This is a genomic window from Lutibacter sp. (genome assembly GCF_033723435.1).
GTDB lineage: Bacteria > Bacteroidota > Bacteroidia > Flavobacteriales > Flavobacteriaceae > Lutibacter.
Genome location: NZ_JAWVXC010000001.1, coordinates 536,286 through 553,417, shown reverse-complemented (window position 1 = coordinate 553,417; position 17,132 = coordinate 536,286). Strand labels below are relative to the sequence as shown.

Genomic DNA, 17,132 nt, shown 5'->3' with positions numbered 1-17,132 from the left:
TTATAATAATTTATAACTATAAAACCTTGGAAATATTGTAGAATTTATCGTCTGATTAAGCTAAAATGGCCTTTTTTAATTCTTACATTTCCATCTTTATCAATAAGTTCTACGGAAAACCAGTAATCAGATGCTGGTAAGTACTGACCATTAAAGACACCATTCCAACCTTCGCCTTTTGGGTCGATATTGGTTATTAGTTTTCCAAACCTATCAAATATAAAAATAGTTGAGTTTGCATAAAAATTTTCATTTACACCTAAAACCTTCCAAGTATCATTTACACCATCATTATTTGGGGTAAAGAATTTTGGATAACCAATTACCGAAACATCAGTTTGAGCAATGCCACAGTTGTTTTTGTCTTGAATATAAACAGTGTGAATTCCTGGAGCTACATTTGTAAAAACAGGCTCATCTTGGTAATTTCCAAAACTGTTGTCTAAGGCAAATTCATAGTCTCCAATTCCAAGGTTATTGGTATTTATAGTAATAGAATTATTTTCAGAATCATCTACTATTTGAATATCATTTTGGGAAATAGCAGCAATAATTGATGGATTAACTTGAATGGAATGAGGGAAAGATTCACAATTATATTGTGATGTTGCAATAACGGTGTATTTACCTTCAGATGATATAATTGCATTAGAAGAATTACTAATAACGGTATTATTTTCATCTGTCCATTGATAGGTGTAATTTCCTTTAGGATTGTATGTAGTAAGTGTTATTGGATTCAAATTTTGACAGTAAATTGCTGTGCTATCTAGCTCAAATTCAGGTCTTTTATTAACAGTTAACTGTAAATGAGGACCAAGTCCAAAACAAGCACCATTATCTTCACTTTCCACTCTAACATAAATAGTTTGGTTTTCAGAAATTTCATTAGAATAAGGATTGTTTTTATCAATCTCATTTTGTTCTAATTGCGCATCATTTAAATTTCTATAATAGGAAACAGTTAAATTTTGTCCAGATGGAAATTGATTAATAATAGCCGTATCATTTTCTTTTAAAATAAAAGTAGATATTCCATCATTTATATCATCTAAATCACAAGTAGAAACTGTTTTTAAATAATTGGTAGAAAAATGTGTAGAAGAAACTAATAAATCTATTTGAGCAATTCTATAACAACCATTCTCATTTTCTATTCTAGCATAAACGGTGCTTTGTGTTTGGTTAGAAAATGGATATGGATTAATGGAATTATTTCCTGAATTAGCATCATCTGTATTTAAATAATACGTTACGGTTAGAGAGGAATTATTATTATTATTGGTTAAATAAGTATTTGCTTCGGTTAAATTAAAATCTGTAAAACCATCACTTGTACCATCTTCATCACATTGTTTAAATTCAAAATAATTGGTAATGGTTGGTAATTCAAATACTTCAATAATAAAGGAGGTAGAATTTATGCAATTAGGATTATTATTGTTAACAATTTCAGCATAAATAGTTTGTGGATTACTTGTATTTTGAAAATTATTAGGAGTCAAAACAGGATTACTTAAAGTGGCATCTGTGAAATAGGTAATTGTAAAGTTATTTGAAGATTGTCCGTTTAAAATTTCAGAATTTTTACTATTTAAATTAAAAGTTTCTATTCCGTCTGTATCCGTTCCAGTAATGTTAGAGTCACAAATGCTATAATTTGAAATAGTTGTAGGAGGATTAGGAGTTTCAAAAACAGTTACTACAAAACTTGCAGTTTCATAACAAATAGGATTATTTTTATTTTGAATTCGTGCAATTAAGGTATCAGAACTATATGGTGTATTGTTTGTGTAATTTACTAAAATAGTATTGGTATTATTATCTGCATCTATTTGATTTTTAAAATAAAGCACTTCAAATTCATTGGGGTCTTGCCCATTTAGTACTTCAGAATCTTTTAAAGTATGTAAATCAAATGTATAAAAACCATCATTATCATTATCACATTGATTAATATCAGATGGTTGTGTTATTGTTGGTGGGTTATAAACTTCTAAAGTAACTTCTCCTTTATAAGTAATTCTAAATCCACAGTTATCTGTAGTTTCAACAGTAAGATAATATGTACCAGCTGAAGAAGATGTAAGAGAACCTAAATTAAGAGACGCTGTTGTACTAACTACATTGTTATTAAATGTCCATTCGTAAGTTGGGCTTCCTGTTATGTTTTCAGCAGTAATAGAGTAGGTTTCACCTATGCAACGTTTAACAGTTGTTTTATTAATATTTTGATTAGAATTATTGTCTGTAATTTCAATTGGTAAAAGCAAAGAAGCAATAAAAGGAGGAAGACCTTGCATAGCAACACCAGGGCTTAAATTTATTACATCTGTTTCAAAATCACATGCAGTTCCTAACTCGTCAGGAGCATTAATTGCGTCTAAAAATTGAGTTCCGACACTATAATTTACAGGAATAGTTGCGTAAATTTTTCCATTCGGAGCCAATTGTAACGCACCTCTAAATCCTAATTCATTATGTATTAATATTTTAGAGGCGGTAATATTACTGCTATTTAAATCAAATTGGTAAAGTTTATAAGTGTAGTCATTCGTTGGCTGATTATAAGAAGCAGTTGAGCAGTATAGTTTAGTAGATAAAGTTGAAAATTCAACACCATATGCTTGATCAATATAATTACTATTTGAAAGTAACATTTCACCATTATTTGTAGTTATTCCATTGGTATCATCAAAACTATATAATAGTAAATTGCTATTAGGACCATAAGTTGCACTAGCTAACTTTTTCCCATCAGGAGAAACTTTTAAATAACCTCTTGGGTCATTAGCATAATTATTTACGGTTGAGATTACTGGTGTAGCAATTAAACCTGATGTATCAATTTTGTAACTATAAAAGGTATTATTAACTAATGAAATTACCCAAAATGTATTGCATTCAGATCCTTTTACAGATGTTACTTTTTCAGTCCAATATGTATTTAAACCATTAGATAAATCGATAGGATTACCAATTACATCTCCTAAACCTCCATTAGCAGTAATATTTACGGTATAACATTGTAGTCCTTCTGTTGGTTTAACTAAATTTCCTTGGTTATCATAATTGTTTGCTCCAACAGTAAAAATATAATAAAGGTTTGTGTTACCTGGATGAGGTACAATTATTGCAGATTGAGAACTTGAAGGATCTCCTTTTAAGTTATTCCCATTTGGCATAATAGATCCGTTTTTATCCCAAACTTTAGTTCCATCTGTATAAAAAAGTAAATTTCCATTTGCATCAGAGAAAGAAGCACAACCTTCGTAAGTAACTAAATTTCCAGTAATAGGTGTTGGCGTAGAGGAATTAAAATTAAGCCCAGCACTTTGTCCAAAAAACCAATTATTAGCTTCTCCTTGTGAAAAAGCAGATATTGAGAATATTAGTAAGAAAATTTGTGCTATCTTTTTCATTCTATTTGGTTGTTAGAATGTCAAAAATAGGAATAACTATTTAATTAAATAAATGTTGTTTATAAATCTCTAACTTTTAATAATTTGTAGGATAGAAAAATAAAAATAGCGGTCCAAATAAGAACAATTATAACATCTAATGGTTGTACGGAAAAATCTTTAGATAAATTTTCACCAACTTGTTTTGCAACTGTTTTTACCGCACTTAATCGAGTAAAAGGTTCTTTTATTAGGTTAGACATTGCTTCTAAAGGTAAAAAGCGCATAATGCTGTTTACATGTTCTGTAGTATTTGTAGCGTCTTTAAATTGCCAAAATAGATAGCCCTTTAAAATACTTTCTCCAAAAAACCAAACTAACATTCCTCCAACTGCAAAAGCAGAACGTTTAACTAAAATTCCTAAAAATAATCCAAAGGAAAAGAAGCCAACTAATTTTACAAAAAAGGCTAATAAATATTCTAAATCTGAAAAAACAATAGAAAATTCTGTGAAATCAGAATAAATATATCCTAATATCAAAGAAACTACAAATACAAATACAGTAGAAATTAGTGCTAGTAAAATAACTGTATAAAATTTAGAAAGCACAAATTCTTTTTTGCTTAATCCATCAATTAAATTTTGCTTTAAAGTTTTATTGCTGTATTCATTAGCCATCATAGAAACTATTACAAGTAATAGAAAGAATTTAAAAATAGAGGCTATAAACGTGTTAAAATGCCAAATATAAGGGAAGTTAAAAATACCTTGTTCGGCTAAATGAAATTGTACGGGACCAATATCAAAATTTATTGCTGCAATTAAAGCTATTGAAGTAAGTAATACAAAATAGATGATTATTAATACTCTACTTGCACGGTTATATTTTAATTTATGGAGTTCTATATTTAAAAGACGTAGCATGTTAATTGTTGTTAGTAAGTGTTAAAAATTGTTGTTCTAAACTTGGTTTTCTTTTTACTAAGTGTGTTAAAACAATTTTGTGATTAAACAAAAACTCGTTAATTTCATTTGCAGAAATTTCTTTATTTAGAGTTGCAATTACCAATTCGTTTTCAATTTTAGTTGTTGAAATTCCATCAAATCCTGCAAGCACTTTTTGAAGATTTTCTAATTCGGTATTGGCTTTAAGCTCAACAATACCATGAGAAGCAGTCATTTCATCAACTCTGCCAGAATATAATTTAATGCCATTTCTTATTACTACTACATGCGTACAAACTTTTTCAACTTCATCTAATAAATGTGAAGCTAACAAAATAGTTGTACCATTTTGAGCAATATTTTTTATAATTTCTCTAATTTCATGAATTCCCTGAGGATCTAAACCGTTTGTTGGTTCATCTAAAATTAAAATTTCAGGGTCATTTAACAATGCAGAAGCAATAGCTAAACGTTGTTTCATTCCTAATGAAAATGTTTTGAATTTACTGTTTCTTCTTTCAAATAAATGAACAGCTTTAAGTTTTTCGTTAACTTTTTCAGATGAAATTTCTTTTATTTTACAAACCAATTCCAAATTTTGGATAGCGGTCATATATGGATAAAAGTTTGGGCGTTCAATAATTGCTCCAACTTTTTTTAAAGCTTCGTGGGTAGATAAATCGCCGTTAAACCAGCTAAAACTTCCTGAAGTTTTATTAACTACGTTTAAAATAATTCCTAAAGTTGTAGATTTACCGCTTCCGTTAGGTCCTAGAATTCCATAAACATTCCCTTTTTTTATATCAAAAGATAAATTGTTTACAGCATGAACCTTTCCAAATTTTTTGTTTAGTTGGTTAATGGTTAAAATAGTTTCCAAATTTTTTGTGTTTAGTATAAAATTAAGACGATAATTTGTATATTTTGTTACAGCAATATACTAAATTTGGAAAAGAATGCGAATATAAATTATGGAAGAAAAGTTAATTTCAAAAAAAAAACCTGCATATCCAATAAACGATGAGTTGTATTCTTACCTTACAGACTACAATCGAAATATTAAAATTCCTATTTTTTATGAAGATTTGCTTCGTTTTGATGGTGCAATTGTAGTTTATGATAAAAAAGGAGAAGACTCTTTATGGGTTAGAGTTTATTATAGTGAGCATGAAAGGGATGAAATTGATTTGAGTTTAAAGCAAATGTACATGATTTTGCATGGTGATGGTACTGAAGATTCGTTGCCATATTTAACAGTTGATGCTATTGACTATTGCACTTTTGGTAATTCAAAACCTTTCCGAGTTAAAATTCGTAATATTTTAAATGATAATTACTCATATATTTATGTGAAAATTGCAGATGCTTCAAGGGTTTATGGTTTGGAATTAGAGCATATTTTATCTCCAAACAACATCAATTTTTTAATTTATAAAGATACTTTAATTGAAGAACACGTTTTAGGTGTTCCGGGTGATGTTTTTTTGGAAGATATATTACCAACTGTTTCAGAACAAGGCAGAAAAAAGATTTCTAAAGAATTTGTGAAATTTAATGAACGTTGTATGATTCGTTTATTAGGCGATATGAGAGCATACAATTTTGTAATAGTTGCTTCTTACGATTTTGATCAGGTTGAATATAGAATTAGAGCTATGGATTTTGACCAACAAAGCTATGAAGGAAATTTAAAAGTATATTTTCCACAATTTTTTAAAGATAATTATCCGTTTGTTAAAATGGTATCAGAAAGTTTGCATGAAGAATCAATTGAACAGTACAAAAAAGAAGAAAGATCTGCTATAGCTAGAAGGATTAAAGGAGATCATGAAAGAATACATGATTTATTAAACTGTATGATGAAGGATAAAATATCTACTTCAGAAAAAGTAAAACAACTTAAAAACGATTTATTTAAATATACCAAAGATGTTAAATTTAAAAAAAGTAACAATATGGGAGATATTCTAAAAGTTGGTTTTGATTTTGTAGTTAGAAATTATGAAAATGTGAACACATATTTACTTAAAGGTAAACGAGAAATATAATAAATGTTTAATAATTTTCAACATCAAAATCTTCAAAATTATCAAAATCATCAGATTCATTAAAATCGTTAAAAGTATCTAAATCATTTTCGGCAATAAACTCTTTTTCAGGAGCTTTTTCTGGCGTATTTCCAAATTGAAAAATAACTTTAGGTGATTGATTTTCAGTAGATTTTATAGTGTTTATGAATTCAACAAAAAATGTCCACATCGCAAAAAAATCATATACATAAATTAGTTTGTCTCCTTTATTAATAAAAATATCTTTTAGCTTAGTATTTTGCATTGTTGGAGCACTTTTATCTTCCGACATATTAAATAAAGGTATTTCTTCACCTTGTTCCCATTCATTATTTGCTTTAAAAAATGAAGCCATCTCTTGACCTTTAAATCCAAATGATTTGGCAATAGCTAAATGAAACTCCTCTAAATTACTATTTTCATCAATAACAATGTCTCTAATAACATCTGTAGGTACATCTAAAATAATTCTAACTCGGTAAGCCATTTTAAGTTTGCTATAATTTAATGCAAAGGTACTATTTAAACTTTTAAATTATTATTTTTACAGAGTAACAATTTAACTTATGACTTCAAAAGAAAAAACATTGGCTCATTTAAATAGTTTGTGTAAAAATACGCTAATGGAAACCCTTGATATTAAATATATAGACTTTGGTAATGATTATTTAGTAGCAACTATGCCAGTAACAAGTAAAGTTTATCAACCAGATGGAATTTTAAATGGAGGAGCCAGTATGGCTTTGGCTGAAAGTGTTGGTAGTCCAGCATCCATGTTAGCTGTTGATCCTGAAAAATTTATGGTTAGAGGGATTGCGTTTACGGCAAATCATGTACGAAGTGTAAAAAGTGGTAAAATAACAGCTACAGCAACTATTATTCATAAAGGTAGAACTACACATTTAATTGAAATTAAAATTACGGATGATTTAGGTAAATTAGTATCTCATTGTAAGCTTACCAACATTATTTTACCAAAAAAATAATCCATGAGAAAACGCTTAAAACAAGTTTTAAAAATAATTGGTTTTTTATTTTTAGCAATTATAATTCTTGTTGTTGTACAATTTTATAGGTTTTCTACTCCAAAAACAGATGTGGCAATTTTTAAGGAATTTAAAAGCCATAATGTTCCTGTTTTTATTTATAAAAAAGAATTTAAAAGTTTTGATTATAGAGTTTTAGCTACTCAAAAAGTAGTGGATACAACAAAACCAACTATAGTCTTTATTCATGGTTCTATTGGTTCTGCGTTAGATTTTAAAAAATATATGCTAGATAGCGTTTTGCGAAAAAAAGCAAATTTAATTAGTTATGATAGAATTGGATATGGAATTTATCAAACGGGAAAAGTTCAAGAATCTATTGCTTTTGAAAAGGAAATGTTAGAAAATTTAATAGCTAAGCTTAATCCAACTAAAACCATATTGGTTGGTTATTCTTATGGCGGTCCAATTGCGTTATCTTCAAAAAAGAAATATAAAAAAATAGTTTTGTTAGCACCAGCAGTATATTCTAATCAGGAAAATATGCCTTGGTTACTTAATTTATATAAATGGAAAATTACACGTTGGTTAGTGCCTAAAACATGGCAAGCAGCTTCAAAGGAAAAATTAACTCATCAAAAAGATTTGCAAAATTTTGAAAAATCTTGGAACGATAATCCTTCAAGCATAATTTGTATTCAAGGAGATAGCGATTGGATTGTTCCGTATAAAAATTCCTTGTTATTACAGCAACAAATTTCTCCCGAAAAATTTAAATTGGTAACCTTAAAAGATGCAGGGCATGGTTTAGTTTGGACTAATTTTAAGGATATTAAGCAGGTATTGATTCAGCAACTTAATTAGTAATTATAGTGAATAATTTTGATAGATATATAAAAGAAATCATTCAAACTTTTAAGTCTAAAAGTCCATTTGTAGTATTTAAAAAACCAAATGAATTTAAATTAATAGCTTATTTTATCAACACAAAAGAAATAGTTTATCTATCTGATTTTAAGGAAGAAGGTTTTGTTTTTTCTCCATTTAATAATAACGATACAATTTTATTTCCATTAAATAAATGTGTTAAAAAAGAAATTACTTTTAAGGAAGAAGATGTAATTAATAATGATTTTAAAAGTAGTTTCATTTTAAAAAATGATGAAGATAAAACTTCTAAACAAAAACATATAAAATTAGTTCAAAAAGCAATTGATTTTATAGAAGATGGTAAAGCAGATAAAATTGTACTTTCTAGGATGGAAAAAATAACTGCTTTAAACTTTGATTTAGAAAAATCCTTTAAAAAGATGTTAGGAAAGTATCCAAATGCCTTTGTGTATATTTGGTTTCATCCAAAAATTGGATTATGGATGGGGGCAACTCCTGAAAAGTTAATTTCTGTAGAAAAGAATACTTTTAAAACCATGGCTTTGGCTGGTACGCAAGTTTATAAAAATAAGCTTGATGTTAACTGGAAACTAAAAGAACAGAAAGAACAGCAATTTGTTACTAATTATATTGTTGAAACTATAAAGCCTTTTTCGAAAGAGGTTAAAATTACCAATCCATTTACAGTTAAAGCAGGAAATTTATTACATATTCGAACTGATATTTCTGCAAAACTAACCTCAAAAAACACTTTAAAACCATTAATTTTTGCTCTGCATCCTACACCTGCAGTTTGCGGATTACCTAAAAATGTAGCAACAAAATTCATTTTAGAAAACGAAAATTATGATAGAAGTTATTATACAGGTTTTTTAGGAGAACTGAATATTCAAAATAAAAGTAATTTATTTGTGAATTTAAGGTGTATGCAGTTAAAAGGAGATAAAATTCATATTTATGTAGGCGGCGGAATAACCAAAGAAAGTAGTGCTGAAAAAGAATGGGAAGAGACTGAAAATAAAGCTTTGGTAATAAAAAGTGTTTTATAAAAAAATACTAAGATTAACATTTGTTAGCAATTTTTGAATTTTTCCTGTGTGGGGATACTTGATAAATAGCAAATAGCAAACTTCCCAATTGAAAACGTAACCTTAGTATTTTTATATGTTATAAAATTACTTGAATTTGGTTTTTAGCAATACCTAAATCGTAAAAAATAAGTTTCAAATCGTAAAATTATGAGTTCTTTTTTCTGTAATTGGTAGGAGTTTGGTTTTCAGCTTTTTTAAAAATTCGTATAAAGGAATTTACAGATCCAAAACCTGTAATATCGCTAATTTCTGTAATTGGTGTTTTTGTTTTTTTAACTAGCAATTTTTTAGCTTCTTCAATTCTGTAGCTATTTACAAAGGCATTAAAATTATCGTGAAAATTTTCATTAATAATATGTGATATATATGTTCTGTTAGTACCAATATGATTAGCAACATCCCAAATACTTAAATCTGGGTGTAACCATGGTTTTTCTTTTTTAAAATAATTCAATAATCTATTTTCAATGGCAGCCATTTCTTTGTCATAAATTTCATGTTTTTTAGAACTACCGTTTAAATTTTCTATAGAAGGAATTTGTTTTAGCCCAACAATTGCAAGTATTATATATAAAAGAGTAAAAATAATACTTAAATATAGCAGTGAAAAATCGTTATTTGAAAATTGTACTCTGCCCATTAATGTAATATAAAAACCAGGGATTGACATTAGTGCAATAAAAGAAATAGTTATTGTATAAAAATATTGCAACTGATAATTATCTAGATTAGAAAATGAGTTAGCTATAGATTTTTTCCCAATTAAAATAATTCTAATAGCTAAAAAAGTATATAAAACTATTTGTAAAAGATGAATTATTCTTCCTAAATCATAAATAAAATCTAATGTATTTGCAGGTTTTGTTGTTAATGTTGTTCCATAAAGGTTATTATTCATATAAACTTGAAAGTCTTCTGGTTTAGCAATAATAGAAGCAATTATCATTATTATAGCAATTAGTATAGATGGAATAAAATGATAAATCCATTTTGCTTTAACAATTTTAAAATTAAAAGCGCTAAAAAGGTACAAGTAGTAAGATGGATAAAAAGCTAAAAGTGCTGCTAGAAAAATAAAATCGTAATAATGTACAATTTGCCAATAATTGTAGAAAGCCAAAAAGTTTCCGAAAAAAACTAAAAAACTAATTAAAAAAAAGAATCCTAGTAATAACCTGTTTTTAAGTTTTTTTGTGGAAAGTGTAACTAAAAAAATAGCTCCAAATGCAGTAATAAAAAGTACTAATAATAAAGCAGTTAACTTAATCAAGGATTTTAATTTTAGAAATTAAAATTATATTAAAATTTCTAAAATTAAAATGATAATTATCAAGTTAGGCTAAACAAAAAAATAAAAATATAATAAGTATAAACTTTATGTAACTTTGCACTTTAATTAAATAATAAATGCCACAACAATCTAAAAATAAATTAGCCCAATTAGTGGTAAAAAGTTGCGAAAAATTCAAAATTGAAAAGGCTGTAATTTCACCAGGCTCAAGAAATGCCCCACTAATTATTGAACTAGCAAATTCTAAAAAAATAGAAGCCTTGTCAATTGTTGATGAGCGAAGTGCTGCTTTTTTTGCGCTTGGAATTGCGCAACAAACTAAAAAACCTGTTGCTTTAGTTTGTACTTCTGGTTCGGCCTTATTAAATTATTATCCAGCAATTGCAGAAGCTTTTTATAGTAATATACCGTTAGTTGTTATTTCTGCAGATAGACCTTTGCATTTAATTGATATTGGAGATGGTCAAACTATTCGACAAGAAAATGTTTATAAAAATCATATTTTATTTAGTGCAAATTTAGGATATGATAAAGATAAATCCCATTGTGAAAAAGCAATGGAAATAGCCGTAAAACAAAACGGGCCTGTACATATTAATGTTCCTTTTGATGAGCCTTTATATGAGACAGAGCAAGAAATTGTTAAAGAAGAAAACATAGATATAGAAAGTAAAAAGTTACCTAAAAGTTTATTGAACGAAACTCCTTTAAATGTTAATGAACTTCAAAAATATGCAACTATTTGGAATGCTTCATCCAAAAAAATGGTTATTGTTGGGGCACATTATCCCGATGAACTTTTACAAATTCAATTAGAACATCTTGTAAAAGATCCTTCTGTATTGGTTTTAATTGAAAACACAGCAAACGTTTGGAATTCTAAATTCATTAATAGTATTGATAAATTAATTTTTCCTTTTGTTGAAGATGAATTAGAAAAATTTCAACCTGAAATTTTACTCACTCTAGGTGGTTTAATTGTTTCTAAAAAAATAAAACAGCATTTAAGAAAATACAAACCAAATCATCATTGGCACGTAGATTCAAAAACAGCGCTGAATACATTTTTATGTTTAGAGCATCATTTTAAAGTTTCGCCTACCTTATTTTTTAGCCAATTTTTCTTTTTAACCAAATCAACAGAAAGTAATTATCAACGTTTTTGGTTACATAAAAAGGAAATTCGTTTAAAAAAGCATCAAGAATTTATAGATAACTGTGATTTTTCGGATTTAAAAGTTTTTAGTCAAATTTTAGCAAGTATCCCAGACGATTCTCAATTGCAGCTTAGCAATAGTTCCATAATTAGGTACTCGCAATTATTTGATATTAATAAAACATTATCGGTTTTTTGTAATAGAGGAACAAGTGGTATTGACGGAGCAACAAGTACTGCAGTTGGAGCGGCATTTGCTAGTAAAAGTAATACCGTTTTTATTACGGGTGATATTAGCTTTTTTTACGATAGTAATGCGCTTTGGAATAATTATATTCCTGCAAGTTTTAGAATTATTTTGATTAACAATGGAGGAGGAGGAATTTTTAAATTTATTCCTGGTCCAAGTACAACAAATGCTTTACAGTATTTTGAAACACCTCATGATTTAACTGCGGAGCATTTATGTAAAATGTTTAATTTTGAATATCAAGTTGCAAGTTCAGAAAAAGAAGTTCAAGAAAATTTAGTTACATTTTATCATTACTCAGAGAAACCAAAATTATTAGAAATCCAAACTCCAACAGAGGTAAATGATAAAATTTTAAAAGCATATTTTAAGAATTTAAAAATATAATAATGGAATTAAAAGTAGGAGATAAAGTTGATTTAATAGTTGGAAGAAGTACTAATATTGGTTTTACAGTTTTAGTAAATCAGGAATATGAAGGATTATTATATAAAAATGAACTTTATCAAAAAATTGAGGAAGGGCAAAAATTAGTTGGCTATATTAAAAAAATTAGAGAAGATGAAAAGTTAGATGTTAGTTTGCAACCTCTTGGATTTAAGCAAACTATAGTTAAAAATGAAATTATTATTTTAAATGCATTAAGACAAAATGAGGGTTTTGTTGACTTAAGCGATAAAAGTTCTCCTGACGATATAAAATATAAATTAGGAATGAGTAAAAAAGCTTTTAAAAAAGCAATTGGAGGGTTGTTTAAACAAAAACTTATAACTATTTCAGAAGAAGGAATAAAATTAATTCAGCAGTAATTTCTTTAAATAAAAAAAGGCGTTTTTAAACGCCTTTTTTTATTTTTTATTGAAAGTTAAATTTTCAACTCTTTTTTTGTAGTATCATCTAAGCCTTTCTTATTTACTAAAACCGAAATTGCTTTTAATTTAAAGTAAGCTTTACTCATATAAACATAACCACCATTACCAATACGATCTCCAGTAGTTCCCCAAGAATTTTTTACTTTGTAATATTCATTGTTATTTTGATCTTTAACTAAACCAACAATATGCATTAAATGATCATCTGTGGTATCGTAATTTTCAAACTCTTGTTGTCTATATTCAGGTGTAATTTTTTTCTCAGTTACAATATAAGTCATAGCTTTTGCATCGTCAGCAATGTCTTTAGGCTCAACTGCTACACCATATTTTTGTGAGAATGTTTTTTCTGAAACATCACAATCTATAGCTAAAGTATATCCTTTTTTTAAGGCAGTATCTACAGCTTTTACTAATTCATCTATAGGTAAATTATAAAAACTGCCATTTGCAAAATTATCTGGTATATTTAAAATAAACTTAGTGTAAAAAGGTTGTTGTAAAAAGGAAGTTAAGGTTACATAATCATTAGGATTAATTCCTGTCATTTTTAAAAACGATTTTGGAGTATAATAAACTCCATCATACATAAATTTTTCTGGCACTTTTCCTATAGTAACGTTTAAAATAGAATCTATTTCTTTTTTCCAATTAGGATGTTTAGAATGTTTGTCATTTTTTATATAAGCATCTAAAACTTTTTTTAGTTTAGGAACTATTTTTGAATGATTATAATTAGTTTCTCCATTTACTAAACCTGAAAAAGCACTTTGAGGAACCAATCCATATCTACTAACAGAATTAAGCACATCATGAGCTAGACCTCCTTCATCAAATTGAGTTTTACCTTGTCGCATTACGTAATCCCAAGCTTTAATAGGGTAGGTATTCCTAACTGTATACATTTCAGAAATATCGATGTTTTTTCCAGTATTTTTATAAATTTCAGATTCAAGAAATGAAGTTGTAGAAAAGCTCCAGCAAGTTCCTGTATAGCCTTGGTTTTTAACACTAGAAGCTTCAATATCAATAACTGGTGTAAATACATATTTTTGCGCAGTTGGTATTTTTACATTAACTACATTACCTTCTTGAGCAAAAAATAGTTGGGTTATTGCTAAAAAAGCAATTGAAAATAGTTGTCGTTTCATTATTAATTTAGTTTTTTGGGTTTTGTTCAATATAAGTGCCATCTCTTTTTTGTAGCACTCGTTCAATATTTTTGTAGTAGCCATCCGCATTTGGATCGTCTTCTGGTAATTTCATATAGCCGTTTTTATAATATTTTAGGGCCTGTTTTAATTTACCACCTGTTTCATAATATCTACCAATATAATAGTCGCCAATAGGAGAATCTTTATATAATTTATTAATCATTTCTCCAAAATCTTTTAAATAATCTCCGTTTTCTTTGTCTAAAATTATAGGTTCAATAGCAAAAATATCTTGAGGTCTAATTTTTAAATTACTTCCAAACAAGTATTCAATTTCCACGTATTTATTTTCTAAATAAGCAATAGCATCTGGAGGAGATAAATCCTTGATATTTTTATCAAATTCTTCTTTAGAAATTGCAGCATACATTTTAAAAATAAAAGCTAAAGCATTTGGAATAGATTCTCCAATAGAAGCAGTTTTAGTGCTATTATCAAAATAATTGTATTTATAAATAAACTTTGGATTGTCTATATTTTTAAGAATTAAATTGGTGTTTTTTATACTATTTTCTCTTTTCGAGGAATTATAATTTCCATTACTTACATAATAATACCTATTTTCATCTTTTAAAGTAGTTGCTTTTTGCTGCAACATAGTTGGAATATCCATTGCATAGTATGGATTTATATTAATAAAAGCATTAAAAGTAGGATAATCTTCCACTAAAAAATAATTGATAAAATTTGCGGTTAATGTATTTCCTACAATGGTTTTAAAAGGCGATATTCTATAATTCTCTTCAAAATAGCTAATTAATTCACTTTTAATAAATCGATAAAAAGCTGCTCCTTCAGCTGTTGGTAAACTATTTTCTTTTTGATAAGAACAATCTTTGTAACGTTCATCAAACTGGTTTTGGTTTATGCCTACAATAATTTGTTCTGGAGCTTTGTCTTTTTTTGCAAATAAAATAGAATTGCCCACATATACATCAAACAAATATTCGGCATCTAAAACAATTGTTAATGGATAAACTTTAGTAGAATCAGTTTTGTAACTATCAGGAATATAAACTTTTAAATATCTTTCATTTCCTAATTCTCTGGAATCAAACTTTTTGAGAGTTATATTTTGGGAAAAACTATAGCTTGAAATAAATACTAACAGATAGAAGAAAATGCTTTTTAGTGAGGTAAATTTCATTGTCTAAAATTAAATAGTTTTTTAATAAAAGTCAAAACTAAGCAAAAATTAAATAGTTTTGCGAATTTAAAATAGAACGAAAAACTTAAATTAATAGTGTAAAAACACCATCAATTTTGAAACTTTTGAATTGCTGCTTCAGCACATCGTTCACCATCCATAGCAGCAGAAACAATACCTCCAGCATAACCACCACCTTCGCCACAAGGAAACAAACCTTCAATTTGTGGATGTTCTAAATTTTCTTTTCTTGGAATATTAACAGGAGATGATGTTCTAGATTCTACACCAACTACGTTAGCTTCTTCTGTATAAAATCCATGCATTTTTTGCCCAAAAGCGGCAAATCCTTTTCGTAATCGTCCCCCAATAATTTTAGGCAGTAGTGAATGTAAAGGAGCCGATTTAAGTCCTGGTTGATACGAAGTTAAGTTTAAATTGTTAGACAATCGTCCTTCAACAAAATCGGTTAAACGTTGTGCAGGTGCAGTTTGGGTTCTTCCGCCAGCATTAAAAGCCATTTTTTCCAAATCTTTTTGAAATTCTAATCCTTTTAAAACTCCAAATTGTTCGTATTTATATAAATCTTTTTCTGCATTAATTTCAACTACAATACCTGAATTTGCAAACTTATTATTTCTTTTGGAAGGCGACATTCCGTTAACTACAATTTCGCCATTAGCAGTTGCAGCAGGAACAATAAAACCACCTGGACACATACAAAAAGAATAAACACCCCGTTCATTTACTTGATGTACAAGGCTATAAGATGCAGCGGGTAATATTTCATCTCTTTCTCCTTTGCAGTGATATTGAATAGAATCTATAATTTGTTGCGGGTGTTCTACGCGAACTCCCATTGCAAAAGATTTTGCTTTAAGCGCAATATTTTTTTTATACAATAAATAGTATATATCTCTAGCGGAATGTCCAGTTGCTAAAATAACTGCTTTAACATTAAGTTCTTTACCGTTTTGTAATGTTATGGATTTCAGCTTATTATCTTTAATGTTGAAATCAGTTACTTTGCTTTCAAAATGAATTTCTCCGCCATATTTTAGAATAGTTTCACGAATGTTTTTAACAAGTCTTGGCAGTTTATTGGTGCCAATATGTGGATGAGCATCAATTAAAATTTGTTCGGTTGCTCCGTGAAAAACTAAATTTTCAAAAATTCTACGAACATTTCCTCTTTTTAAACTTCTAGTGTAAAGTTTTCCATCAGAATAAGTGCCAGCGCCACCTTCGCCAAAGCAATAATTAGAATCATCATTGACTTTATGAAACTGGTTTATAGCTCTTAAATCACGTCTTCTTTCATTTACTTTTTTCCCTCTTTCTAAAACTATTGGTTTGTATCCTAATTCAATACAGCGTAGTGCGGCAAACATTCCGGCAGGGCCAAATCCAATAATATGAACTTCTTTTGCGGCAGAAACATCTTTATAATTAAAAGTATAAATGGAAGATTCAGGTAGTTTCTCGTTAATATAAACGGCTACTTTATAGTTAAAAACAATTACAGCTTTTCTAGCATCAATAGATTTTCTAAGAATTTTTACCGCAGAAATCTCAGATTCCTCAATATGTAAATTATTAGCAGACTTTTTGATTAAAATGCCAGCTTGCTTTTCTTCATTCAGATTTATTCGTAATTGAATTTCCTTTACCATAAGGCAAAACTACTCAAATTTTAAATAACAATCTACTGAATATTTTCTGCATTTTTGATTTGTAATTTATAGTAATTTGTATAAAGCATTCTTTTGTGTAATCTTTTTTTTACCCATTAAAATGCGTTATTTTTACACTTTAAT

Annotated in this window: 14 protein-coding genes; 6 read left to right on the top strand and 8 right to left on the bottom strand. The window is 28.0% G+C overall.

The annotated features are described in order from the left end of the window. Positions 1 to 44: 44 nt before the first annotated feature. From R3342_RS02550 to R3342_RS02540, 3 genes are read right to left on the bottom strand one after another with little or no spacing between them, the layout of a single operon-like run. Positions 45 to 3,422, bottom strand: coding sequence for a T9SS type B sorting domain-containing protein (locus tag R3342_RS02550; RefSeq protein ID WP_318938098.1), 3,378 nt, complete (start codon positions 3,420 to 3,422; stop codon positions 45 to 47). Between the two features lie 59 nt (positions 3,423 to 3,481). Further along, the gene (locus tag R3342_RS02545; RefSeq protein ID WP_318938097.1) at positions 3,482 to 4,327 is read right to left on the bottom strand and encodes an ABC transporter permease; all 846 of its coding nucleotides are present in this window, start codon (positions 4,325 to 4,327) and stop codon (positions 3,482 to 3,484) included. Position 4,328: 1 nt separating this feature from the next. After that, complete coding sequence (locus tag R3342_RS02540; RefSeq protein ID WP_318938096.1) at positions 4,329 to 5,228, bottom strand: ABC transporter ATP-binding protein; 900 nt, start codon at positions 5,226 to 5,228, stop codon at positions 4,329 to 4,331. A 91-nt stretch (positions 5,229 to 5,319) separates the two neighbouring features. On the opposite strand from R3342_RS02540, the gene R3342_RS02535 reads away from it, so the two are divergent. Further along, a complete protein-coding gene (locus tag R3342_RS02535) occupies positions 5,320 to 6,396 on the top strand; it encodes a hypothetical protein (RefSeq protein WP_318938095.1) in 1,077 nt (358 codons plus the stop codon). Positions 6,397 to 6,403: 7 nt separating this feature from the next. Here the strand turns inward: R3342_RS02535 and R3342_RS02530 are convergent, their stop codons facing one another. Next, the gene (locus tag R3342_RS02530) at positions 6,404 to 6,904 is read right to left on the bottom strand and encodes an IS1096 element passenger TnpR family protein (protein WP_318938094.1); all 501 of its coding nucleotides are present in this window, start codon (positions 6,902 to 6,904) and stop codon (positions 6,404 to 6,406) included. Positions 6,905 to 6,983: 79 nt separating this feature from the next. Between R3342_RS02530 and R3342_RS02525 the strand changes: the two genes are divergently transcribed. Genes R3342_RS02525 through R3342_RS02515 form a run of 3 tightly spaced genes read left to right on the top strand, consistent with a single transcriptional unit; the run spans position 6,984 to position 9,343 of the window. Beyond that, positions 6,984 to 7,403, top strand: coding sequence for a PaaI family thioesterase (locus R3342_RS02525; RefSeq protein ID WP_318938093.1), 420 nt, complete (start codon positions 6,984 to 6,986; stop codon positions 7,401 to 7,403). A 3-nt stretch (positions 7,404 to 7,406) separates the two neighbouring features. Further along, positions 7,407 to 8,267, top strand: coding sequence for an alpha/beta fold hydrolase (locus R3342_RS02520; protein WP_318938092.1), 861 nt, complete (start codon positions 7,407 to 7,409; stop codon positions 8,265 to 8,267). Between the two features lie 8 nt (positions 8,268 to 8,275). After that, positions 8,276 to 9,343 carry a chorismate-binding protein gene (locus R3342_RS02515; protein WP_318938091.1) on the top strand — a complete coding sequence of 356 codons (1,068 nt, stop codon included), beginning with the start codon at positions 8,276 to 8,278 and terminating at the stop codon, positions 9,341 to 9,343. A gap of 187 nt (positions 9,344 to 9,530) precedes the next feature. Here R3342_RS02515 and R3342_RS02510 read toward each other — a convergent pair whose 3' ends face one another. Beyond that, positions 9,531 to 10,655 (bottom strand): helix-turn-helix domain-containing protein, encoded by a 1,125-nt coding sequence (locus R3342_RS02510; RefSeq protein WP_318938090.1) that lies wholly within the window; start codon positions 10,653 to 10,655, stop codon positions 9,531 to 9,533. 137 nt (positions 10,656 to 10,792) lie between these two features. On the opposite strand from R3342_RS02510, the gene menD reads away from it, so the two are divergent. Both menD and R3342_RS02500 read left to right on the top strand, forming a co-directional pair. Continuing rightward, the gene (menD, locus tag R3342_RS02505; RefSeq protein ID WP_318938089.1) at positions 10,793 to 12,469 is read left to right on the top strand and encodes a 2-succinyl-5-enolpyruvyl-6-hydroxy-3-cyclohexene-1-carboxylic-acid synthase; all 1,677 of its coding nucleotides are present in this window, start codon (positions 10,793 to 10,795) and stop codon (positions 12,467 to 12,469) included. A 2-nt stretch (positions 12,470 to 12,471) separates the two neighbouring features. Beyond that, a complete protein-coding gene (locus R3342_RS02500; RefSeq protein ID WP_318938088.1) occupies positions 12,472 to 12,891 on the top strand; it encodes a DNA-binding protein in 420 nt (139 codons plus the stop codon). Positions 12,892 to 12,947: 56 nt separating this feature from the next. On the opposite strand, the gene R3342_RS02495 is transcribed toward R3342_RS02500, so the two are convergent. From R3342_RS02495 to R3342_RS02485, 3 genes are all read right to left on the bottom strand, one after another. Continuing rightward, a complete protein-coding gene (locus R3342_RS02495) occupies positions 12,948 to 14,105 on the bottom strand; it encodes a C1 family peptidase (protein ID WP_318938087.1) in 1,158 nt (385 codons plus the stop codon). Positions 14,106 to 14,112: 7 nt separating this feature from the next. Beyond that, positions 14,113 to 15,315, bottom strand: coding sequence for an alpha/beta hydrolase (locus R3342_RS02490; protein WP_318938086.1), 1,203 nt, complete (start codon positions 15,313 to 15,315; stop codon positions 14,113 to 14,115). Positions 15,316 to 15,425: 110 nt separating this feature from the next. Next, positions 15,426 to 16,988 carry an NAD(P)/FAD-dependent oxidoreductase gene (locus R3342_RS02485; protein ID WP_318938085.1) on the bottom strand — a complete coding sequence of 521 codons (1,563 nt, stop codon included), beginning with the start codon at positions 16,986 to 16,988 and terminating at the stop codon, positions 15,426 to 15,428. Between the last annotated feature and the right edge of the window lie 144 nt (positions 16,989 to 17,132).